Below are 22,884 nucleotides of genomic sequence, written 5' to 3' on the forward strand. Positions count from 1 at the left end.
ATTCCCCCGGATGCCCAAATGCGTTAGGGTTGTGGCCGCTGCATCAATGTCTTGGAAAAGCAGAGGAAACGATGACGCTGGTTCGATGGATGCGCGCTGTGGCGGTTCTCACCCTGTCGTTGACAGCGTCGTTGGTGGCGCTTTCCACCTCCGCAAGGGCGGCGGAGGAGAAAGTCTACAAATTCTCCCCGGTCAATCAGTTCGGGATCGAGCTGACCGCGTCCTACTGGAACCCGATCATCCAATACATCTCGTCCAAATCCGGGGTGAAGCTGTCCCTGAAGATCGGGCGCACCTCGGCGGACACCACCAGCTTTGTGCTGGCCAAGGAGGTGGAGTTCGCCTTCACCAACCATCTGTTCAACGAAAACCGCCGTCAGATGGGGTGGAAGCTGCTGGTCCGCCGCGATTATCCGGCGGTGTACGGCCAGATCCTGACCGCCGCCGACTCGCCGATCACCGATCTGGCGCAGTTGGCCAACAAGGAGGTCGTTTTCCCCGGAAACGAGGCCTTCATCGCCTACAAAGTCACCTACGCCCATCTGCTGGAACAGAAGATTCCGGTCAAGGTGGTGTTTGGCGGCAACCATGACGGGGCCTTTGCCCAACTGTTCAGCGGCAAGGCGCAGGCGGTCGGCGTCAACTCCCAGCTTGTCGATGGCTACGCCCGCCGGGAGAAAAAGAGCTTCCGCACGCTGTGGACCTCCGGCCCCTTCAACGATCTGGCGCTGATGGCCTCGCCGTCGGTTCCTGCGGCGGACGTGAAGGCCGTGACCGACGCCTTTCTGGGCATGGCCAACGACCCAGCGGGGGCGGCGATCATCAAGCGGGTGTCGGAAACCGTGAAGCTGGAACCCTTCCGCACCTTCATTCCGGCGTTGGAAGAGGATTACGCCTCCTACATGGAGTTTCACCGGACCTCGCCCGATTTCCTGAAGTGAGCGGACCGGTCCCGGACCGTCCCCCATCGCCACGGCCCGTGGGAGCGCAGTCTTGAAAATCCTGCCGCAGTCGCTCGGATCGCGCTTGTTCCTGCTGTATGCGGCGGTTCTGTTGATGGCGCTGGGGACCGGCCTGTTCCTGTTCTACCGCTATCACCTGTACCAGCGGTTGGAGGATGTGCAGGCCACCGCCACCGTGCTGACCGACGTGATGGCGCGCACCATCCAGGAAAGCGTCATCATCGGCGATTACGACACGGTCAAGCGCATGCTGGAGACCGTGGTCAGCCAGACTCCCTTTGACCGCGCCGCCTTCATCGACCTGTCGGGGGCGACGATCCTGGTGGGGGCGGAGGGGCAGACGCGGGGCTATGTGCCGCCCTGGCTGTTGGAGCTGCTGGCGGATCGGCTGTTCGACGTCAACCGGGTCATCGCCGCCGGTGGGCAGGATTACGGTGTGCTCCGCCTGTCCTTCGACATCGCCACGGCGGCGGAGGAATTGTGGGGACTGACCAAGGCGGCGTTGGGGTTGGCCTTGGCCAGCCTGCTCTTGGGGTTGACGGTGGTCCGCATCCTGCTGATGCGCTGGTTGACCAACCTCAGCGACCTGAAGGCGTTGGAGGAGCGCATCCGGGTCGGTGAGTTGGACGCTCAGGCCCAGTTGACGCAAGACGCGCCGCTGGAAATCCGGCAGGCCATCGAAATGGTCAACCGCACGGCGGCCAGCCTGCGCAACCAGTTCGGCCAGCGCATCGACGCGCTGATGGACGCGCTGGTCCAGCACAAGAACGCGCTCGACCAGACCGCCATCGTCAGCGAGATCGACGGGCAGGGCCGCATCAGCGTGGTCAACGATCTCTATTGCGACACGGTCGGCGTGGCCCGTGAACAGGCGGTCGGTCAGGCGATGCGCAGCGGCGACGCGCCCTTTCTGCCGCCCGATGGTGTGTGGCGGGGCGACGTCTGCACCGTGCGCGGCGACGGCAGCCCGCTGTGGCTCAGTCGCACGGTGGTCCCGATCTATGACAGCGCCCGCGCCATCGAGAAATGGATCTGCATCGATGTGGACATCAGCGCCCAGAAGCAGGCCGAGGAGGATTTGCGCACCGCCTATCGCGAGTCGCAGGAGTTGGCCAAGCGGCATCTGAAGGCGATTCTCGACGCGGTGGGCGAGGGCGTGGTGATCGCCGACCGGAATGGCGTGATCCTGGACGTGAACCGCGCCACGGTGGAGATCTTCGCCGCCGACCGGGCCGCGCTGGTGGGGGCGTCGCTGAACGATCTGGTCGTCAGCCGCGCGGCGGCGGCCACCGCCGCCACGGTCGCCAGCCTGACCGGCCCGCCCCCCGCCGCCGCTGTTGCTGGCGCCGATGCGGACGGCGCGGTGGCTCCGCCAACCGGTGACGCAAGCATGGCTGGGCGCAGCCATGAGGAGGTCGGGCGGCGCGGCGACGGCGCGCTCTTCCCCATCGAATTGGCCTTGGGCGATCTGAACGCGGTCGGTATCCCGCAGGTGATCGGCATCATCCGCGACATCACCGAACGCAAGAAATACGAAGAGACCCTTCAGCTTGCCAAGGAGATGGCGGAGGCGGGCAGCCGGGCGAAATCGGACTTCCTGACCACGATCAGCCACGAAATCCGCACGCCGATGAACGGCGTGCTGGGCATGTTGACGCTGCTGGAATACGAAGCGCTCGCCCCCGACCTGCGCGACAAGGTGCTGGTGGCCCGCCAGTCGGCGGAAGCGCTGCTGCGCATCCTCGACGACGTTCTGGATTTCTCCAAGCTGGAGGCCGGGCGGATCGACATCGAGCCGGAACCCTGCGACCCCGAAGCGGTCTGCGAGTCGGTCGTCCATCTGCTGCGGGCCAAGGCGGAGGACAAGGGCCTGACCCTGACCAGCCGGATGCTGCCGTCGGTCCCGCCGCTGATCGTCGCTGACCCGGCGCGGTTGCGGCAAATCCTGCTCAATCTGGTGGGCAACGCCATCAAATTCACCAGCAGCGGTTATGTCGCTGTGCGGGCGCGGCGTGGGGCCGATCTGCCCGATGGTCGCTTCATGATGGAATTCGAGATCGAGGACACCGGCATCGGCATTTCGCCGGAGGCCGAACGCACCCTGTTCCAACGCTTCACCCAGGCCGACAGCACCATCACCCGCCGCTTTGGCGGCACCGGGCTGGGGTTGGCGATCTGCAAGGATCTGTGCCGTCTGATGGGCGGGACGATCCGGGTGGACAGCGCGCCGGGCCAGGGCAGCGTCTTCACCTTCACCATCGCCTGCCGGGCCGCCGATTCCACCACGGTGCTGACGGTCGCGGCGGTCAACACCGGAACGGCGCTGCCGCCGTCGCTCCCGCATTCTCTCCCGCATTCTCTTCCCATGTCGCCCCCGGCCCCGCCGCCGGGCGGGGCGAACGGTGTTCCGTCCGCCGATCCGGCGCTGCCCCCCTTGCGGGTGCTGGTGGTCGATGACAACGAGGTCAACCGCAACGTCGCCGCCGCCATGCTGACGCGGGTCGGTCACAGCGTCGCGTTCGCCACCAACGGGATCGAGGCGGTGGACGCGGTGATGCAACAGCCGTTCGATCTGGTGCTGATGGATTTGCAGATGCCGGAGATGGACGGGCTGATGGCGACCCAACGCATCCGCCAGATGCCGCCGCCGCAAGGCACCCTGCCGATTGTGGCCTTCACCGCCCACGCCTCCAGCGGCACTTGGGCGACCTGCGCGGAGGTGGGGATGGACGCGCTGGCGACCAAGCCGGTGCGGCCCAAGCTGCTGTTCGCCGCGATGGCCGAGGCGATGGAAAAAGCGGCCACCCGCCCGCTGGCCCCGGTTCCGGCACCAACTGCGCCCGATGCGGTCCTTGAAGGGCTGCCCCCGCATTGACAGGCTCGCGCCCCCCGGCCCGGTGCGCTATAGAACGGCGCTTCACGGTTGGGGGTCCCCAAGACGGCCAGGTGGTCGGGGTGGGGCGGCCGGAGCGGGACGGTCAGGGAGCGTTGGGCATGAAGGTCGGCATCGACATGGGGCGGACGAACACGGGGGCCGCCGCGACGCTCGATCTTGAGGAGTTGCTGGCCACCCGTTTGCTGGTGCAGGGCAATTCCGGGTCCGGCAAATCCCACCTGCTGCGCCGTCTGATCGAACAGAGCGCGCCGTGGGTGCAGCAGGCGATCATCGACCCGGAGGGGGATTTCGTCACGCTGGCCGACCGTTTCGGCCATGTCGTGGTCGAGGCCGACGAGCACACCGAAGCCGCCCTGCAAGCCGTGGCCGCGCGGGTGCGTCAGCACCGGGTCTCGGTGGTGCTGAATCTGGAGGGGCTGGATTCGGACATGCAGATGCGCGCCGCCGCCGCCTTTCTGGGCGGGCTGTTCGACGCCGACCGTGATTACTGGTATCCGATGCTGGTGGTGGTGGACGAGGCCCAACTCTTCGCCCCGTCGGCGGCGGGCGAGGTGTCGGACGAGGCCCGCAAGGTGTCGCTGGGCGCGATGACGAACCTGATGTGCCGAGGGCGCAAGCGCGGGCTGGCCGGGGTGATCGCCACCCAGCGCCTGGCCAAGCTGGCGAAGAATGTGGCGGCGGAAGCCTCCAACTTTCTGATGGGCCGCACCTTTCTAGACATCGACATGGCCCGCGCCTCCGACCTGTTGGGCATGGAGAAGCGGCAGGCCGAGATGTTCCGCGATCTGGAGCGCGGCCATTTCATCGCGCTGGGGCCGGCCCTGTCGCGCCGCCCGTTGTCCTTGCGGATCGGGGCGGTGGAAACCCAGGGCCGCACCGGCAGCCCGACCCTGATGCCGCCGCCGACCACGCCCAGCGAGGACGCGCGCGACCTGATCTTCACCGCGACGGAGAGCGAACCGGCGCGCTACCCGGTGCGCCGCCCCTCCACCTCCGCCAGCGCCGATCTGATGGCGCAACTGGCCCGTGGCCGCGCCAGCGCCCCGCCGCCGCCGATGGACGACGCGGCGGACGACGCCATGCCCCCGCCGCCGCCCGAACCGGAGGAAACCGCCGAGGAGATCGCCGCGCGCGAGGCGCTGTACGACGCGGTGCTGCGCGACGTGCTGGCCGACCCGGAGGCCGCCTACCGCTCCATCGCCGTGCTGTATCAGGATTTCCTGGTCCGCTGCCGTCGGCAAGGGGTGGAGGGCGACCGGCTGGCGCTGCCCGCGTTCCGCCGTCGGCTGGCCACCGCGCGGGCCGGGGCGGGAACCGACGCCGATCCGGCGTGGGAACGGGCCACCGCCACCGCCGCCACCCTGCCGGAGGACATCCAGCCGGTGTTCCTGCTGCTGGCCCGCGCCGCGCTGGATCACGCGCCGTGCCCGTCGGACGCCGACGTGGCGCGGGCCTGCGGCAGCCGGTCCAAGGGGCGCGGGCGGCGTTTGCTGACCTATATGGAGCAGCGCGGCTTCATCGCCGCGCGCAGCGGTCTGGGCAACACCCGCGCCATCAGCCTGCCCGCGTTGGGGTGGGAAACCGCGCTGGGTGATCCCAACGCCGACGATTGGGCCGACGCCCCCGCCGACGGCGACCTGTTCGCGGCGGGGTGACGGCTCAGGTCTGGAGACTGTTTTCGGCGGGTGTCGGCGGCCTAGCCCGTTCAACCCAGCCGTTGGCGTCCTCCAACGACAGCGGGCGGGCAAAACGGTAGCCCTGGGCGTAATCGCAGCCCAGCGTGTTGAGCAGCGCCTGTTCGGCGTCGGTTTCCACCCCTTCGCCCACCACGTCCAGCCCCAGATCATGGGCCAGATTGACGATGCCGCGCACCAGCCGCGCCCGGTCGGACTCCGGGGCGAGGTCGCGGACGAAGCTCTTGTCAATCTTCAGCACGTCGAAGGGAAAGCGGCCGAGATAGGACAGCGAGGAATAGCCGGTGCCGAAATCATCCATGCACAGCGGGATGCCCAGATCGTGGAAGCGGCCCAGAATCGCCAGGGCGCGGTCCGGGTCGGTCATGGTCATGCTTTCGGTGACTTCGATCTTCAGACCGGCGCAGCCGGTGCCGCGCAACCACGCCAGCATGTCGTCCACGTAACCGGCGTCCCACATCTGGCGGGCGGACAGATTGACGTTGACCGACAGCGGCAGACCGGTGTCGGCGCGCCAGCGCGTCAGGTTGCGCACCGCCTCCTCCAGCACGAAGCGGCCCAGCGGCAGAATCTGGCCGGTTTCCTCGGCGATGGGGATGAAACGGTCGGGGCCGATCAGGCCAAGCTCGGGATGCCGCCAGCGCACCAACGCCTCGAAGCCGGTCAGGCGACCGTCGGCCAGCGACACGATGGGTTGGTAGAGCAGGAAGACCTCCCGCTCCTCGATGGCGCGGGTCAGGTCGTTTTGCAGGCGGTGGCGGATCAGGATGGCGTCGCGCAGGGCGGCGGTGAACACCTCCGTCCGCGCCCGGCCATGCTCCTTGGCGCGGTACAGCGCGATGTCGGCGTCGCGCAGCAGGCTGACCGGGTCGCTGGCCAGCCCGTCGTCGATGGCCACGCCGATGCTGGTGGAGGTGCGCAGCTCCATCTCGTCGATGCGGAAGGGGGTGGTCAGCGCCTGTTCCAACCGTTCGGCCCCGGCGAGTGCCGCCTCCTCCCCGTGGGTGACGACGACGAACTCGTCCCCGCCCAGGCGCACGGCGAATTCCCCCGCTGCCAGATGGGCGGAGATGCGGTCGGCCACGGCGATCAGCAGCCGGTCGCCGACGGCGTGGCCCAACGAGTCGTTGATGACCTTGAAGCCGTCGAGGTCGAGGAAGAGCAGGGCGATGCCGTGCCGTTCCGCCCGGTCGCCTTCCATCGCCGCGCGCAGCCAGTCGATCAGAAAGGCGCGGTTGGGCAGGCCGGTCAGGTAATCGTGGGTGGCCTGATGGATCAGCGCCTGTTCGGCCGCCTTGCGCCGGGTGATGTCGGTGGACGAGCCGACGATGCGGATGGCGTGGCCCTGCTCGTCCCGTTGCACGACGCTGCGGGTCAACATCCAGCCTTCACCACCATCCGGCTGGCGAAAGCGGAACTCCAACTCGAAGCCGTTGCGCCCGCAATCGTTGGTGACATCGCGCCACTGCTGGCGGACGCGCTCCACATCGTCGGGGTGGATGACGCTCAGGAACCGTTCAAAGGAGTTCAGCGCGCCGTCAGTCAGCCCCAGCATCTGGTGCAGACGGGGCGATGCATAGCCGTTCCCCCTCACCGAATCCCAATCCCACAGGCCATCGTTGGTGGCGGCGGCGGCCATGGCGTAGCGCTGCTCGCTGTCGGTCAGGCGCTGGGTTTTCTCATCGATGGCGGAAAACAACGCGGCGAGCGCGGAGCGGCTGTCCTCCAGCGTGCGGCCCAACTGGCCCAACTCGTCCCGCCGGGTCCAGACAAAGGGCTGGTCCAGTTGACGCCGGGCCAGACGGCGCGATTCCTCCATCAACCGGGCGAGCGGGACCAGCACACGCCGGTGCGTGACGACCACCAGGAAGACGGCGAGCACCAGCAGCATCACCGCCGCCACCCCACCGCCGACGGCGAGAATCCGTTGCTGGCGGTCGATGACGGCGCGGTTGGTCGCCCCCAGCGACGCCCGGTCGCGGCTGAGCTGGCCATCCAGCAGGCGCAACGCCTCCACCGTCGGGCTGAAATCGACGGCGGTGTCGCGCAGCAGGATGTGGGTGTACTGGTTGGCGGCGTGTCCGGCCTCGATCTGCGGCAGGCGGGTGATGACGGCGTCGAGCGTGTCGCTGATGGCGGTGATCGCCCGCTCCTCCTCCGCCGAGGTGGTGGTGGTGTAGCGGTAGGTTTCCAGATTGGCCCGCGCCAGCCCGACCGCGCGCTCCACCTCCGCTCGCGCGCCGCGCGGCCCCTGGACTTGATATTCGTGGAACAGATCGACCACGCCCCCCGCGCCCAGATAGGAGCGCAGCTCCGACAGCGCGTCGGACTTGGTGGCGGCCCCGAGATCGTAGGCGTTCCAACTCTCTTCCACGTCGCGGATGCCGTTCAGCATCATCGTGCCGATGATCGCCATCACCGCCAGAACGATCACCAACCCGCCAACCATCAGGTTGGCCAACCCGCGCAGGGTCATCCTCCGGCGGCGGTCCCGCGTGTGTCGGGCCTGCGTCATCGCCACGCTTGTCATCGCACTTGGTCTTTCCGTGCCCTGTGGTCTTGCGCTGTCATCAATTGCGCTGTGTGGGCCTCTATCACCGTTCCTGCCCCAGGATGCCGCACGCGTCAACGGCGCTGTCATCAACTCCCGGTGAGCGGGGCACTGACCGGCTGGCCGGGCCGGTTCAGGCTGTCGATGAAGGGGCGCACGCCGGGGACCGCCATCATGTTGGCGTCCTTCACATACAGGATCTGTTTCGGTCCCAGCTCATAGGCGGTCAGCGTCACCCCCTTGCTCTGGCAGAGTTTGCGTTCCGCCGGGGTGATCGGGCGGTCGGCGGCGACGATGTCCGGGTGGTCCAGCCCGACCCCGGCGCAGAAGGCGCGGAATCCGGCGGCGGTGCCCCCGGCGGTCAGGCGCGGCTTGGCGTCGGGACCGCCGTCGAAGGCGGCGGCGGCCGTCTGGACCGCTCCGCGCAGGGCCGGGCTGCCGACCAGCCAGATCCCGCGCGCCTCGGGCGGGGGCCGGGTGGGGGCGGGGATCACCGGGGTGGTGATGGTGTTGGGCCGGGTCGGCTTGGTGTCGAAGGCGGGGAACTGGCAGGCCGACAGCGCCAGGGCGCTGGCGGGCAGGGCCAGGAACAGGGCGATCCGTCGGTTGGTCATCGTCGAGCGGTCCGTGCAAGCGGCGGAAGGGAATGGCACGGTAGCACGGCGGGCCGCGTTGGGAAGGACTCGCCATCCATCCGAAACAGCGATAGGCTCCCGGTCATCAATTTGTTTCAGGAATGACCGAAGCGAGGAGCGCCTGGCGATGACGATTCCCGATCTGGACATCGACGCGCTGCGCGCCTTTGTGACGGTGGCCGACGCCGGGGGCTTCACGGCGGCGGCGGAGCGGTTGGGCCGCACCCAATCGGCGATCAGCGTCAAGATCAAGAAGCTGGAAGACACGCTGGGGCGGCGGGTGTTCGCCCGCACCAGCCGGTCGCTGGCCCTGACCCACGATGGCGAACTGCTGCTGGGCTACGCCCGCCGTCTGCTGGATCTCAACGACGAAACGGTGCGCCGCTTCCGCGAACCGGGGGCGGAGGGGGAATTGCGGCTTGGGGTGGCCGATTACTTCCTGTCCGAACATCTGCCGCGCGTGTTGACGCAATTTGCCCGGATTTACCCACGCCTGCGCATCGATCTGCGGGTGGGGATGTGCGGCGATCTGGTGACGGGGCTGGAGTCGGGCGATCTCGATCTGGTGATTTCCCGGCGCGACGCGGGCGAGCCGCGCGGCCGGGTGATCTGGCGCGAGCCGATGCGCTGGGTGGCCGCCGACACGCTGGAGATCGACCCGGCGCTGCCCCTGCCGCTGTGCGCGCTGCCCGCTCCTTGCGTGTTCCGCAACCGGGGGGTGGAGGCGTTGGGGGCGATCGGGCGGCCCTGGCGCATCGTCTACACCAGCGGCAGCGTCATGGGGGTGCAGGCCGCCGTCCGCGCCGGTCTGGGAGTGGCGGTGTTGAGCGAATCCTCCGTTCCCGACGGCGCGCGGCGGTTGGGGGTGGAGGAGGGCTTGCCGGAGTTGGGCGAGGTGGACATGGCGATTTTCGGCGAGACGGCGCGCAACCGCCGCCTCGCCGAACCGCTGGTCGGCTTCATTCTGGACAGTCTGGCGACCATGCGTCGCGCCGGTCGCCCGGCGCTGGTCCCGGTTCCCGACGCGGCGTGACGCCGGGCGGATGTTTCGTCGTCAGAAGCCTTCCAGCACGATCTTGCCGCGCGCGGTCCCGGTTTCGATCAGCGCGTGCGCCCGGCGCAGGGTGGCGGCGTCGATCCGGCCCAGCGTGTCGGTCAGCGTCGTCCGCAGCGTCCCGGCATCGACCAGTCGCGACACCGCGCGCAGCAGCGCCTGCTGTTCGGCCATGTCGGCGGTTTGGAACAGCGAGCGGGCGAACATCATCTCCCAATGCAGCGACACCGCCTTGCGCTTCAACAGGCGGACGTCGATCAGGCCGGGATCGTCGATCAGCCCGATGCGGCCCTGCGGGGCGACGATGTCGGCCAGCGCGGTGAAATGCTGGTCGGTGCCGGTGGTGACGAAGATCCGGTCGACACCGTCCAGGCCCAGGGCGCGGATCTGGTCGGGGATCGAGGCGGAATGGTCGATCACGTCGTGCGCGCCCAGCTCCCGCACCCAGGCCGCCGTTTCCGGGCGGGAGGCGGTGGCGATGACGCGGATGCCGGTCAACCGCCGGGCCAACTGCACGGCGATGGAACCGACCCCGCCCGCCCCGCCGACGATCAGCAGGGTGCGCCCGGCCTCCGCCTCCGGCCCCTGCTGCAATCCCAAGCGGTCGAACAGCATTTCCCAGGCGGTGATCGCGGTCAGCGGCAGGGCGGCGGCCTCGGCGTCCGACAGGCTGGCGGGGGATGGGCCGACGATGCGCTCGTCCACCAGATGGAATTCGCTGTTGGTGCCGGGGCGGTCGATGGCCCCGGCGTAGAACACCCGGTCGCCGGGGCGGAAGTCGGTGACGTCCGGCCCAACCGCCTCGACGGTTCCGGCGGCGTCGAAGCCCAGAACGCGCAACGCCCCGTCGGCGGGGGCAACGTTGGCGCGCAGCTTCACATCCACCGGGTTGACCGACACGGCGCGCACCCGCACCAGCAGGTCGCGCCCGGTCGGCTTGGGGGTGTCGAGCGTGACGTCGATCAGGGAGTCGGGGTTGGTGACGGGCAGGGACGCGCGGTAGCCGATGGCCTTCATGGTCGGATCATCCAGTGTGTGGGGGAATGACCCGCAGCCTGCCCCGTTTCCTTGAATTTCAGAAATTCATAGTTTTTCTTTCATCAATGCGATTTGTGAATTTATTGGACCAAAGGCCATGCGGCCCGTCGCGGTGGGAATAGGCGCTCCGGCGGCGTGTTTGTTCAGACACGGCCCTATTGGCTTTCCCGCACACGCTCCCGTTTCAACCGGTTCCGCCCAGCAGGTCCACCGCCATGCGCACGCTCCCCAACCCCCTTCGCCTTGCCGCCCTGTCCGCCCTGCTGCTGATGGTGACGGGCTGCGTCCACCATCACCGCGCCTATTACGCGGATCCCGTCCCGGCCTACCGGCCGCCGGTCGTGGTTGGCCCGCGCTACTACGCGCCGCCGCCGCCCGTGGTCTATGAGCGTCCGCGCTACGCCCGGCCCTGGCATCACCACCATCGTCACGGTTGGTGAGCGTCGGCAAAAAAAAAGCCGGGCGCTTGCGGCACCCGGCTGTCAAGGGAAACCTCTCCCCAGGAGATTGCGAGAGGCTGGAGGACAACACCACAAAGAGACGTTCATGAGCCGTCAGGCCCATGGACGCGATCCGGGCCGACGCCGACGGCGCACCGTGGCGACGCCGACCCGAACCGCTGCAACAACCGGCCCACGTCTCGAAAAAGGCCGGTCGAGCCTCAATCCGCCGACGATCAGAAGGCCAGGTTGGTGGTGAACAGCACCACGTTGCCCTTGTCCTTGTTGGCGGCGACGTCGGAGTTCAGCTTGAAGTAATTGTACTCGCCGCCGACCGACAGGCCGGGGGCGATGACATACTTCGCGCCGACGACGTATTGCTGGAACTGGTTCTTGCCCGCGACGGTCAGGCTGCCCGCGTCCTGGGCGTTGAGATAGGTGGCACCGACCGTGATCGCGCCGACGGTGTATTGCCCGCCGAGCGTCCAGACGTTCTGCGCCTCGCGGCTGGTGGCCGCCAGGGTGGTGGTGCGCTTGGCGTAGCCGCTCTTGCCCGACCAGGCGTAGCTGCCGCCGACCTTGAAACCGCCATAGCCGACCGAGAGGCCCGCCATGGTCGAGGACAGGTTTTCAAAGGTCGCGGTCGAGGTGGAGGAGTTCTTCGCCGTGCCGCCGAGATAATACAGGCTGGCCCCCAGGCTGACGTCGCCGAAGGTCCCGGCGTAGTTGCCGCCGACTTCGTACACGTCGCTGTAGGCCCCGGTCAGGTTGCCGCTGGGGGCGGCGGTCTTCCGGCGGTTGATGTCGGTGTTCTGGCTGTCGGTGGTCGGTTGATAGGTGACACCGAACTGGAAGCCGGAGAATTTCGGCGTCAGGTAGGTGATGCGGGTGGCAACATTGCCCGACACCAGCGTGCGCAGGTTGCCAGCCGTGCCCGGCAGGTTGCTGCCGGTGCCGCCCAGGAATGCCTGCATGTCGCCGTCCACGCCGCCCGTGCCCCAATCCGACGGGGCGATGATGGCGTATTCGTCCGACAGGCCGTTCTGCTGACCGGCGCTGACCGTGCCAAAGCCGCCATTGACGAACATAAAGGCACGGTCGCTGACCATGCTGCGGCTGGGGTCCGTCACCAGACGGATGCGCCCGCCATACTCCAGGCCGTTGTCGGCCTTGGCAACCGGGGTGACGACCAGGCGCAGACGGTTGCGGAATTCGGTGGCGCGCAGACCGCTGTCGCGGTCCTGGCCGGTGATGCCCGCTTCAAAGAACGCATCGCCGCCGATGGTGATGTCGAACTTGGATTTCGACTGGGCAAAGGCCGGGGTCGCCGCGCCAGCGGTGAGAGCGACGGCGGCGACGCCGAGCGAGAGAACCAGACGTGACATTCAGTGTTCCTCCATGGGTAATGCGCAGTGTGTTTCCTGCCACAGCCGTGATCGGCTGTTTCGTGACCGCGTGTTCGGCCCGGAGGCCGTCGCGATGTTCCGGTGTGTCGTTTGGGGCTGGCTCACCCGCCCGGCCGGTCGTGATCGTCGATCCAGGTCCGGCCGTCGCGCTCGATCAGGGCGATGGCGGCGGACGGCCCCCAGGTTCCGGCGGTGTAGGGGTGCGGGCGGCGCGGGTCGCGCGCCCAGGCGTCCAGGATGGGTTCGGCCCAGGACCAGGCGGCCTCCACCTCGTCGCGGCGCATGAACAGGGTGGGGTTGCCGCGCACCACGTCCATCAGCAGCCGTTCATAGGCGTCGGGGAAGCGGCTCTTGAAGGTTTCGGCGAAGCTGAGGTTGAGGGCGGCCTCGCGCAGGCGCATCCCGCCCGGCCCCGGCTCCTTCGTCATCAGATGCAGGCGGATGTGTTCGTCGGGTTGCAGGCGCACGACCAGCCGGTTCGGGACCACCCCACCGGCGGCGGCGGGGAAGATGCTGTGCGGGATCGGTTTGAAGGCGATGACGATTTCCGAGACTTTCGCCCCCAGCCGCTTGCCGCTGCGCAGGTAGAAGGGAACCCCGGCCCACCGCCAATCGCGGATTTCGGTCTTCAGGGCGACAAAGGTTTCGGTCGCGCTCTCCGTCCCGACCAGCGGTTCGGACAGATAGCCGGGGACCGGCTGCCCATCGATCGCCCCGGCGCGGTACTGGCCGCGCACGGTCAGCAGATCGACGTCGGCCCCTTCGATGGGGGCAAGCGCGCGCAGGATCTTCAGCTTCTCGTCGCGCACCGCGTCGCGGTCGAGCGTGGCGGGCGGGGCCATGGCGACCAGGCAGAGCAACTGCAACAGGTGGTTCTGCACCATGTCGCGCAGCGCGCCGGAGCCGTCGTAATAGCCGCCGCGATTTTCCACCCCGACGGTCTCGGCCACGGTGATCTGCACATGGTCGATCCAGGCGCTGGACCACAGCGGTTCGAACAGGGCGTTGGCAAAGCGCAGCGCCAACAGATTCTGCACCGTCTCCTTGCCCAGATAATGGTCGATGCGGAAAATCTGGGATTCGGTGAAGACGCGCCCGACCTCGTCGTTGATGCGGCGGGCCGACGCCAGATCATGGCCCAGCGGCTTTTCCAGCACCACGCGCGACCGCGCGGTGATGGCCCCGACATCGTGCAGGCGCTGGCTGATCGGGCCGAACAGGTCGGGTGCCGTGGCCAGATAGAAGACGCGGACGCGTTCGGGGTGCTGGTCCAGCGTCGCGCCCAGCGCGCGCCACCCCTCGCCGCTGCGCGCGTCCACCGCCGCGTAGGACAGGCGGCGGGCGAAGGTCGCCCACGCCTCATCGGTCAGCGCCGCGCCGACATGGCGGTCGAGCGCGTCGCGCACCTGGGCGCGGTAGGACTCCTCGTCCATCGCCCCGCGCGCGACGGCGATGATCCGCCCATCGGTCGGCAATTGGCCGTCCAACTCGCGGTGAAACAGCGCGGGCAGCAGCTTGCGCATCGCCAGATCGCCGGTTCCGCCAAAGACGACGTAGTCGAACGGCGCGATGTGGGGGGACGGAGAAGACATGAGCGGGGCCTCGCGCCGCCGGGGGGCCGGCGTCGTCAAACGGGAGCTTCGGGAGGAAGGGCTGGGAAAGCGGGCGGTCAGCGCCGGGGCGTTGCGGTCATTCAGGCGGCCTTGATGTCGCGCAGGAAGGTGGCGATTTCCGCCTTCACGCGGCTGGTTTCGTCGGACAGGGCTTGCGAGGAGGCGAGCACCAACCCCGCCGCCGCGCCGTTTTCGGCGGACGCCGCGCTGACGCTGGCGATGCTGGCAGCGGCCTCCTGCGTGCCCAACGCGGTGGTCTGGATGTTGCGGGCGATGTCGGCGGTGGCGGCGGATTGCTGCTCCACCGCTGCGGCAATGGCGTTGGTGACGTGGTTGATCTCGTCGATGCGCTGGACCACGCGGGTGATGACGGCCACCGACCCTTCGGTCGCGCTTTGCAGGGCGGCGATCTGGCGGATGATGTCGTCGGTGGCGCGGGCGGTCTGCTGGGCCAGGGTCTTCACCTCGGTCGCGACCACGGCGAAGCCCTTGCCCGCGTTGCCTGCCCTTGCGGCCTCGATGGTGGCGTTCAGGGCCAGACGGTTGATCTGCGCGGTGATGGCGGTGATGACGCCCACCACGTCGCTGATGCCGATCGACCGTTCGACCACGCTGGAGATGGCGGTGTTGGCCTGCGTCACCTCGTCGATGGCCTGCCGGGTGCTGCGGGTCGATTGGCCGATCTGGCGACCGATCTCGCTGATCGAGGCGCTCAACTGCTCCGCCGACGCGGCGACGGTCTGGACGCAGCCCGAGACCTGCGCGGTGGCCGAGGTGACGGTCGCCGCCTTGTCGGTGCCCACCGCGACGCTGTTGGCCAGCCCATGGGCGACCTCCGCCATCTGGGCGGCGGCGTCGGCCATCGCGTGCAGCTTGCCGGACACCGCCTCGTCGAACGACTGGGCGAGCTGTTCGATGGTCTGGGCGCGGGCCTCGCGGGCCAGACGGTCGCCCTCCTGCTCGGCGGCCAGACGGCGGGCGGTCAACGCGGTGGTCTGCAACACGGCCGAGGCGCGGGCAATGTCGCCCAGCTCGTCCTTGCGGGTGGTTCCGTACAGCGTGATGTCCAGCGCGCCGTCGGCCAATTGCATCAGGTCGCGGACGATGGCGCGCACCGGGTTGGTCAAGCCGAGCTTGGCGACGATCAGGCCGTAGAGCGTGCTCAACAGAATGCCGCCCAGCGCCACCGCCGCCATGGCGATGGTCAGGGTCTGGCGCTGCTCCGCCGCCGCGTCGTTGATGCGGATGCCGTCGGTGTCGAGCGCGTCGGTGAACGTCTTGATCTTGCGGTCCAGTTCGCTGACCAGTTCGCTGGATTTCTGCACGCTGGCGACCACGGCGGCGCGGTCCTCCTCCCGGCGGGAGTCCTTGGCCTTGCGCGCCAACTGCATGGTTTGCAGGGTCTGGCCCATATAGGCGCGGTGGGCGGCGGTGATCGCGGCCAACGCATCCTTGTGCTCCGCCGCGACCATGCCGTTGAGCAGCGCGACGCGCTGGGCGAATTGGCGGCTGGCGTCCTGGAGGGCGAGCGACGCCTCGGCCGTCTCCGCCGGGTTCATCGCCATGCGGCCCTCCGCCCGGTTCATCGCCACCACGTTGGTGCTGAGGCGGGCGCCGGTCTTGATGACGTCGCCGGACAGGGCGATGCGCTCCGCCGCCGCGCCGATCTCCGTCATCCCGACCACGCCGATGCCGCCGACGACCCCGCACAGCAGGGCCATCGCCGCGACGATGATGATGATCTTCCCTCTCATGCGAAGCGTGGCGAGCATGGCGGAACCCTTTGGGACAGGACGGCCCGTTGCCGCCGGGCGGCGTTGGCCCGGCGGGGGAAAGGCAGGTCGGTTGCGGTGTGCGGGGGCGGGTCAGGCGGCGGGAGGCACCGGTGCCTTGGCGGGATCGGCGGCGAGCCAGCCGCCCTCAACCCAGGTGCCGAGAACCTGGAGGTCGTCGGTCAACAGAACGAGGTCGGCTTGCCAACCGGGGGCGATGCGGCCCAGCCGGTCGTCCAGGCCCAGGAACGCCGCCGGGTGGCGGGAGGCGAGCGCCAGCGCGCGTTCCACCGGCAGGCCCAGCAGGTCGCGGCAGTTGCGCACCGCCTGGGCCATGTCGATGTCGGCCCCGGCCAGCGTGCCGTCTTCCGTCTCCAACCGGCCGTTGCGGCGCAGGACCCGGCGGCCCTGGAGGTCGAATTCGCTGACATCGGTGCCGGTGGCCAACATCGCGTCCGTCACCAGCATCATGCGGTCGAACGGCTTGGCCGCCAGCGCCAGACGCAGGGTGCCCGGATGGACGTGGATGCCGTCCACGATCAGGCCGCACCAGCTGTTCGGGTCGAGCAGCGCGGCGGCGATCAGGCCCGGTGCCCGCGCGGTCAGGGGCGGCATGGCGTTGAACAGATGGGTGAAGCCGCGCACGCCATGGGCCAGCGCGTCGGTGGTCTGTTGCCAGTCCGCCGCCGAATGGCCCGCCGACAGCAGGATTCCGGTCCCGGCCAAGCGGTCGAGCGTGGCGCTGTCCACCGTTTCCGGGGCCAGCGTCAGCAGCACGCGCCCCACCGCCGGGTCCGCCGCCAGATCGGTCAGCAAGGCCAGATCCGCCGCCGTCGGGCTGCGGATGAAGCGCGGATCGTGGACGCCGGGGCGCTGCGGGCTGATGAACGGCCCTTCGAAATGCACGCCCAGCACGCCGCTGCCGGGGATGGCGCGGGCGGCGATCACCGCGTCGGCGGCCCGGCTCAGCCGGTCGGGGGCGTCGGTGATGATGGTGGGCAGCAGGCCGGTGGTCCCGAACCGCCGGTGGGCGGCGGCGATGGTCTGCACGCCGGTCTGCGTCGGCTCGTCGTTGAACAGAGTTCCGCCGCCGCCGTTGACCTGCACATCGATGAAGCCGGGGGCGAGCAGGCTGCCCGGCGGCAGATCGACCGGGGTGGCCCCGTCCGGGTCCAGCCCCGGCCCGACGGCGACGATGCGCCCGTCGGCGATCAGCAGGTCATGGCCATCGACGATCCGCTCGTCGAGCAACAGCCGCCCGCCGCGCAGAAGCTGGGCCATCAGATCGTCTCCGTGACTTTGCGCAGGTTGGCGGGAGCGTCGGGATCCAGGCCGCGTTCGCGGGCGATGCGCCCGATGGCCATGTAGAAGCTTTGCAGCGCGGCCAGCGGAGCCGTTGCCGGGCCGACGTCCGGCACGGTGGGCAGGGTGACGCTGCCCGCCACGTCCGGCACGGTGGTGAGAACCGGGCCGCCCAGCCCGACGATGCGTTCGACGATGTGCCGCGTCGTGTCCGCCGAGGCGTCGGGCTGGGACAGGGCCAGGACCGGGAAGCCCGGGCCGACCAGAGCGAGGGGGCCGTGCAGCACCTCGGCGGCGCTGACCGCTTCGGCGTGCAGGCGGGAGGTTTCCTTGCACTTCAGGGCCATTTCATTGGCCACGCCGAATCCAGCCCCGCGCCCGACGATGTAGAGGTCGCGCACGGCGGTCAGCGCCTGCAAGGGGGTGTGCCAATCCAGCGTTGCGGCCTGGCGCAGCGTGTCGGGCAGGGCCGCGATTTCCGCCAGGAGGGCAGGATCGCGACTCCACTGCGCGGTCAGCAGCAGGAAGGCGGCCATGGCGGACAGGCAGGATTTGGTGGCGGCCACGCTCAATTCCGGCCCGGCCGACAGCGGCACGCACAGGTCGCACAGCGCGGGCAGCGGCGAGTCGAGGTCGTTGACGAAGCCGACGACGATGGCCCCGGCCTCCTTGGCAGAGCGGGTCAGGCTCAGCAGATCGGGGCTGCGGCCCGACTGCGACACCGCGATGAACAGCGCGCCGGTCATGCTCAGGCGACGGCCATAGATCGAGGCGATGGAGGGGCCGACCGAAGCCACCGGGATGTCCAGATGGGTTTCGATCAGGTATTTGCCGTACAGGCTGGCGTGGTCGGAGCTGCCGCGCGCGCAGGTGATGACGACGGGGGGCGGGTTGGCCCGCAGCCGGTCGCCGAGCGCGGCCAGGGCCGGGGTGGCCAGTTCGGCCAGACGGGTGACGGTGTCGGCGGCCTCGGCGGCCTCGAAGGCCATGCGCGGGTCGGACGCCGAAAGGGTGAAGAGGGTCATGAACCGGCCTCGCTGTCGTGTCGGCTGGGTATGGAAGGGGCGGAGAGTTGCAGCTCCACGACGAAGTCGTAGGCGTCTCCCCGGTAATGGGACCGCACCAGCTCCAACATGCCGCCGGTGGGCAGGAAGGTGCGGCGCTCGATGTGCAGGGCGGGGCTGCCGGGCTGGGTGTCCAGCAGCTTGGCGTGGTCTTCGGACAGGGACGTGGCGCTCAACCGCTGGAGCGCGCGGTGCGGGATGTGGCCGCGCGTCCGCAACACGTCGTAAAGGGATCCGGTGATGGCACCGGGATCGGGCAGGAAGCGGCTGGGAACCACGGAATTCTCGATCGCCATCGGCACGCCGTTGGCCAAGCGGATGCGGCGCAACCGGCTGACCCGCTCGCCCAGCGACAGGCCAAGGATCAACGCCTCGTCCGACGTCGCCGTGCCGGTGGTGCGGTCGAGCCAGACCGATCCGGCGGTCAACCCGCGCGACTGCATGTCCTCGGTGAAGCTGGTCAGCACCGACAGCGGCTGTTCGACGCGCGGCGGGGCGCTGACGAAGGTTCCGGCCCCCTGGCGCTGTTGCAGCAGCCCTTCGTCGGTCAGCGATTGCAGCGCCTTGCGCACGGTGACGCGCGACACGCTGAAGCGTTCGGCCAGCTCGCGTTCGGCGGGCAAGGCGTCCTGATCGTTGATGGCCCCGCCCATGATGAGCTGGCGCAGATGCTGGGCCAACTGCATGTAGAGCGGCAGCGCCCGCGCCGACGACACGGCTTGATTGTTGAACAGCGGCTCGGCAGCGTTGGGGGCAGGGTTACGCATCGCGACGACTCCGTAAGACCAGGCGGGCGGCAACCGGACCAAGGGCAGGGACCGGGCGGGGGGATGCGCCGCTCATGAGCGGTGCGCCTCGGCCAGGGCCGGGCCGAGAACGCCGCCCGAGCGCGCAAGCGCCGCGCGGGCCTGTTCCAGACTCATGCCGCTGACCAGCAGGACGGCGTGCTTGGCGTCCCCGGCTTCCGCCAGGGCGGCTTCCGCCTGCGTGGCCTTGCAATCGGTGATTTGCTGGATGATGGCAATGGCCCGTTGATGCTCCTTGTCGTTTTCCGGGCGCAGATTGACCATCATGTTGCCGTGGACGGCCCCGGTGCGGACCATCAGCGTCGTTGAAAACAGGTTCAGGACCACCTTTTGCGCGGTTCCCGCCCCCAGGCGGGTGGAACCGGCGACGACCTCCTCCCCCGTTTCGGTCAACAGGGGAAACTCGACGCTCTGCATCAGCGGGCTGTGGGCGACGCTCGACAGCCCGATGGTCAGGGCACCGCGCGCCCGGCCTTCCTGCACCGCGCTGGTGGTGAAGACGCTGGCCCCGCTGGCCGACACGCCGATCACCACATCCTGCTCGTTGCAGCCGCAATCCAGCATGCGCAGGCGTCCGGCGTTGGCGTCGTCCTCATGCCCGCCGGGCATGCCGCGCGAGAAATCCAGGCCGCTGGCCAACAGGATGATGGTGCGCGCTGCCGGGAATCCGAAGGTCGCCCGCAGCTCGATCCCATCGATCGCCGCCATGGCACCGGCCGACCCCGCCCCGACGTAGAACAGCCGCCCGCCGCGCGTCAGGCGCGCCGCCGCCGCCTCCACCGCCGCGACCAGCGTCGGCAGGCAGGGCAGGCAGGCGGCCACCGCGTGCGCCTGGCTGGCCCACAGGGTTTGAACGATCTCCTGCGGATTCCACTGATCGAGCGTGGCGTATCGGGGGGAGATCGCCTCGGTGCGCATGGACGGGTCCCTTGCTGGGTCATTGGTATCTGATTGGTCTTATGTTTAGGACCAATCCATCAGACTGTCAACAGGCTTGATTGTTGGGGAATTCGCTTGTTTCTCACGCCGCGCAATTTTCATGAACATGTTGATTTTCATAGAGTCCGTTTGCGGAAACCGGTTGCCGACGCACGTGCATGCTGGGTGTTGTGGGAAAAATCGGGGCAAAAATTTTTGGTTGGCAAAAAAATGGTTTCCTTTTGGTATTGTTTTGGTATCGTCCTAGTACAGCTGACGTGGCCGGGACGGCGTGTCGGCAGGCGGGCCGCAAGGGGTCCGAACAACCGGCTCAATCCAATTTTGATTCGAACGGGCCAATTTCATTCGAACGGGAGGGTACGCACGATGAAGCGCGCTTTGACGATGTCGGCTGCGGTGGTGGCGGTGTGCGCCAGCTGGGCCCCGATGGCCCAGGCGGCCAGCACTCTGGTGATCGAAAGCTGGCGCGCCGACGATCTGGCCATCTGGCAGGACAAGATCATTCCGGCCTTTGAAAAGGCCCATCCCGACATCAAGGTGACGTTCGCGCCGACCGCGCCCAAGGAATACAACGCCGCCCTGAACGCCAAGCTGGAATCCGGCACCGCCGGTGACATCGTCACCTGCCGCCCGTTCGACGCCTCGCTGGAGCAGTTCACCAAGGGCCGCCTGGCCCCGCTGAACGACCTGCCCGGCATGAACAACTTCAGCGCCGCCGCCAAGCTGGCCTGGAGCACCGACGACGGCAAGACCACCTTCTGCGTGCCGATGGCCTCGGTGCTGCATGGCTTCATCTACAACAAGGAAGCCTTCGACAAGCTGGGCCTGAAGGAGCCGAAGACCGAGGACGAACTGTTCGCAGCGCTCGACAAGATCAAGAAGGACGGCACCTATGTGCCGATGGCCATGGGGACCGCCGACCAGTGGGAAGCGGCCACCACCGGCTATCAGAACATCGGCCCGAATTACTGGAAGGGTGAGGAAGGCCGCAACGCCGTCATCCAAGGCTCCCAGAAGCTGTCCGAAGGCGGTTGGGTGGAAACCCTGCGCACACTGGCCAAGTGGGCACCCTATCTGGGCGACGGGTACAAGGCGCAGTCCTACGCCGACAGCCAGAACATCTTCACGCTCGGCCGTGCGGCGATCTATCCCGGCGGGTCGTGGGAAATCTCGGGCTTCAACGCCCAGGCCACCTTCAAGATGGGCGCGTTCCCGCCGCCGGTGCGCAAGGTCGGCGACACCTGCTACATCTCCGACCATCCCGACATCGCCGTCGGCATGAACACCAAGACCAAGAACCCCGAAGCCGCCAAGAAGTTCCTGACCTGGGTGACGACCTCGGACTTCGCCAAGATCTACGCGAACGCGCTGCCGGGCTTCTTCAGCCTGCAAACCGCCCCGGTGGCGGTGGACGATCCGCTGGCCCAGACCTTCGTCGGCTGGCGCAACGGCTGCAAGTCCACCATCCGCTCGACCTATCAAATCCTGTCGCGCGGGGCCAAGCCGAACCTGGAGGACGCCACCTGGGGTGCCTCGGCCAACGTCATCAACGGCACCGAAACGCCGGAGAAGGCCGCCGAGCGTCTCCAGGCCGCCCTGGCCAATTGGTACAAGCCGCAGCAGAAGTAAAAATCCGCAGCGTGTGAGTGCCTGTTTTGAGTGTCCGCTGTTGATGGTCTTTTGTTGAGGGCCTGCTGTTGAGGCTTTACCGGGCCGCGTTCACGCGCGGCCCGGCTCTCTTCAAAGACCACCGTTTTCTCACAACGAAAGGGTATGCCGTGGCGACGTCGGCACAGCGCAAACCAATCCGCTGGCACATTGGGGTGTTGCTGGCGCCCGCGATCCTCATCTACACGGTCATCATGCTGCTGCCGGTCTTCGACAGCCTGCGGATGTCGCTCTACGGCAAGGGGCCGGATGGCGCGCCGGTGTTCGTCGGGCTGGCCAACTACACCACCCTGCTGACCGACAGCTATTGGCAGGGGCCGTTCTGGAACGCGTTGTGGAACAATGTGGTGTTCTTCATCATCCACATGCTGGTCCAGAACCCCATCGGCATCCTGCTGGCGGCCCTGCTGTCGCTTGGCAAGCTGCCGGGGCGCGAGTTCTACCGCACGGCGCTGTTCCTGCCGACCATGCTGTCCTTCGTCATCGTCGGTTTCGTCTGGAAGCTGATCCTCAGCCCGGCCTGGGGCGTGTCGAAAACGCTGCTGGGGTCGGTGGGGCTGGGAAGCTGGTTCGCCCCCTGGCTGGGCCAGCCGGACACGGCGCTGATCACGCTGGCGCTGATTTCGGTCTGGCAGTTCATCGGTTTGCCGATGATGCTGATCTACGCCGCGATGATCGCCATCCCCGACGAGTTGATGGAGGCGGCCTCCTGCGACGGCGTGACCGGGATCAACCAGTTCTTCAAGATCAAGCTGCCGCTGATCTGGCCGTCGATCGGCGTGGTGTCGATCCTGACCTTCGTCGGCAACTTCAACGCCTTTGACCTGATCTACGTCAGCCAGGGCGCGCTGGCCGGGCCGAACTTCTCCACCGACATCCTGGGCACGCTGCTGTACCGCACCTTCTTCGGCAACCAGCTGCAAGCGGGCGACCCCTTTATGGGGGCGACCATCGCCGGGGCCATGTTCCTCATCATCCTGTGCGGCGTCTGCGTCTATCTTTATGGCGTGCAGCGTCGGCTTGCCTACTACCAAATGTAAGGAT

Annotated in this window: 17 protein-coding genes; 7 read left to right on the forward strand and 10 right to left on the reverse strand. The window is 68.1% G+C overall.

Going from position 1 to position 22,884, the window contains the following annotated elements:
- Positions 1-98 precede the first annotated feature (98 nt).
- The 3 genes from EJ903_RS08120 to EJ903_RS08130 all read left to right on the forward strand — a co-directional run bounded on the left by EJ903_RS08120 (position 99) and on the right by EJ903_RS08130 (position 5,513).
- Entirely contained in the window at positions 99-941 is an 843-nt protein-coding gene (locus tag EJ903_RS08120; protein WP_210211402.1) for a phosphate/phosphite/phosphonate ABC transporter substrate-binding protein, read from the forward strand.
- Between the two features lie 52 nt (positions 942-993).
- Positions 994-3,837: a PAS domain-containing hybrid sensor histidine kinase/response regulator gene (locus EJ903_RS08125; RefSeq protein WP_126613919.1), complete on the forward strand. Its 2,844-nt coding sequence runs from the start codon at positions 994-996 to the stop codon at positions 3,835-3,837.
- Positions 3,838-3,956: 119 nt separating this feature from the next.
- Entirely contained in the window at positions 3,957-5,513 is a 1,557-nt protein-coding gene (locus tag EJ903_RS08130) for a helicase HerA domain-containing protein (protein ID WP_126613921.1), read from the forward strand.
- 4 nt (positions 5,514-5,517) lie between these two features.
- On the opposite strand, the gene EJ903_RS08135 is transcribed toward EJ903_RS08130, so the two are convergent.
- Together EJ903_RS08135 and EJ903_RS08140 are read right to left on the reverse strand one after the other, a co-directional pair.
- Positions 5,518-8,082, reverse strand: a complete 2,565-nt coding sequence (locus tag EJ903_RS08135; protein WP_158627897.1) for a GGDEF and EAL domain-containing protein — start codon at positions 8,080-8,082, stop codon at positions 5,518-5,520.
- A gap of 110 nt (positions 8,083-8,192) precedes the next feature.
- On the reverse strand, positions 8,193-8,717 hold the full coding sequence (locus tag EJ903_RS08140; protein WP_126613925.1) for a substrate-binding domain-containing protein: 525 nt from the start codon (positions 8,715-8,717) through the stop codon (positions 8,193-8,195).
- A 148-nt stretch (positions 8,718-8,865) separates the two neighbouring features.
- Here EJ903_RS08140 and EJ903_RS08145 point away from each other — a divergent pair, with 148 nt between their 5' ends.
- Positions 8,866-9,771, forward strand: coding sequence for a LysR substrate-binding domain-containing protein (locus EJ903_RS08145; protein WP_126613927.1), 906 nt, complete (start codon positions 8,866-8,868; stop codon positions 9,769-9,771).
- Positions 9,772-9,792: 21 nt separating this feature from the next.
- Here EJ903_RS08145 and EJ903_RS08150 read toward each other — a convergent pair whose 3' ends face one another.
- Positions 9,793-10,809 (reverse strand): zinc-binding alcohol dehydrogenase family protein, encoded by a 1,017-nt coding sequence (locus EJ903_RS08150; RefSeq protein ID WP_126613929.1) that lies wholly within the window; start codon positions 10,807-10,809, stop codon positions 9,793-9,795.
- 236 nt (positions 10,810-11,045) lie between these two features.
- Here EJ903_RS08150 and EJ903_RS08155 point away from each other — a divergent pair, with 236 nt between their 5' ends.
- Positions 11,046-11,270, forward strand: coding sequence for a hypothetical protein (locus EJ903_RS08155; RefSeq protein WP_126613931.1), 225 nt, complete (start codon positions 11,046-11,048; stop codon positions 11,268-11,270).
- 236 nt (positions 11,271-11,506) lie between these two features.
- On the opposite strand, the gene EJ903_RS08160 is transcribed toward EJ903_RS08155, so the two are convergent.
- From EJ903_RS08160 to EJ903_RS08190, 7 genes are all read right to left on the reverse strand, one after another.
- The gene (locus EJ903_RS08160) at positions 11,507-12,655 is read right to left on the reverse strand and encodes a porin (protein ID WP_126613933.1); all 1,149 of its coding nucleotides are present in this window, start codon (positions 12,653-12,655) and stop codon (positions 11,507-11,509) included.
- Between the two features lie 122 nt (positions 12,656-12,777).
- On the reverse strand, positions 12,778-14,268 hold the full coding sequence (gene zwf, locus EJ903_RS08165) for a glucose-6-phosphate dehydrogenase (protein ID WP_126613935.1): 1,491 nt from the start codon (positions 14,266-14,268) through the stop codon (positions 12,778-12,780).
- 101 nt (positions 14,269-14,369) lie between these two features.
- On the reverse strand, positions 14,370-16,061 hold the full coding sequence (locus EJ903_RS08170) for a methyl-accepting chemotaxis protein (RefSeq protein ID WP_126613937.1): 1,692 nt from the start codon (positions 16,059-16,061) through the stop codon (positions 14,370-14,372).
- 93 nt (positions 16,062-16,154) lie between these two features.
- Positions 16,155-17,342, reverse strand: a complete 1,188-nt coding sequence (gene nagA, locus EJ903_RS08175; protein ID WP_126613939.1) for an N-acetylglucosamine-6-phosphate deacetylase — start codon at positions 17,340-17,342, stop codon at positions 16,155-16,157.
- On the reverse strand, positions 17,342-18,388 hold the full coding sequence (locus tag EJ903_RS08180; protein WP_126613941.1) for an SIS domain-containing protein: 1,047 nt from the start codon (positions 18,386-18,388) through the stop codon (positions 17,342-17,344). Before EJ903_RS08180 ends, nagA begins: the two co-directional genes overlap by 1 nt.
- Positions 18,385-19,194 carry a GntR family transcriptional regulator gene (locus tag EJ903_RS08185; RefSeq protein ID WP_126613943.1) on the reverse strand — a complete coding sequence of 270 codons (810 nt, stop codon included), beginning with the start codon at positions 19,192-19,194 and terminating at the stop codon, positions 18,385-18,387. The genes EJ903_RS08180 and EJ903_RS08185 overlap by 4 nt, the downstream gene beginning before the upstream one ends.
- Before the next feature lie 72 nt (positions 19,195-19,266).
- Complete coding sequence (locus EJ903_RS08190) at positions 19,267-20,151, reverse strand: N-acetylmuramic acid 6-phosphate etherase (RefSeq protein ID WP_126613945.1); 885 nt, start codon at positions 20,149-20,151, stop codon at positions 19,267-19,269.
- A gap of 387 nt (positions 20,152-20,538) precedes the next feature.
- On the opposite strand from EJ903_RS08190, the gene EJ903_RS08195 reads away from it, so the two are divergent.
- Positions 20,539-21,801 carry an ABC transporter substrate-binding protein gene (locus tag EJ903_RS08195; protein WP_210211403.1) on the forward strand — a complete coding sequence of 421 codons (1,263 nt, stop codon included), beginning with the start codon at positions 20,539-20,541 and terminating at the stop codon, positions 21,799-21,801.
- A gap of 149 nt (positions 21,802-21,950) precedes the next feature.
- Complete coding sequence (locus EJ903_RS08200) at positions 21,951-22,880, forward strand: carbohydrate ABC transporter permease (protein WP_246015337.1); 930 nt, start codon at positions 21,951-21,953, stop codon at positions 22,878-22,880.
- Positions 22,881-22,884 lie beyond the last annotated feature (4 nt).

The sequence above is a fragment of the Azospirillum griseum genome (assembly GCF_003966125.1).
Taxonomy (GTDB): domain Bacteria; phylum Pseudomonadota; class Alphaproteobacteria; order Azospirillales; family Azospirillaceae; genus Azospirillum; species Azospirillum griseum.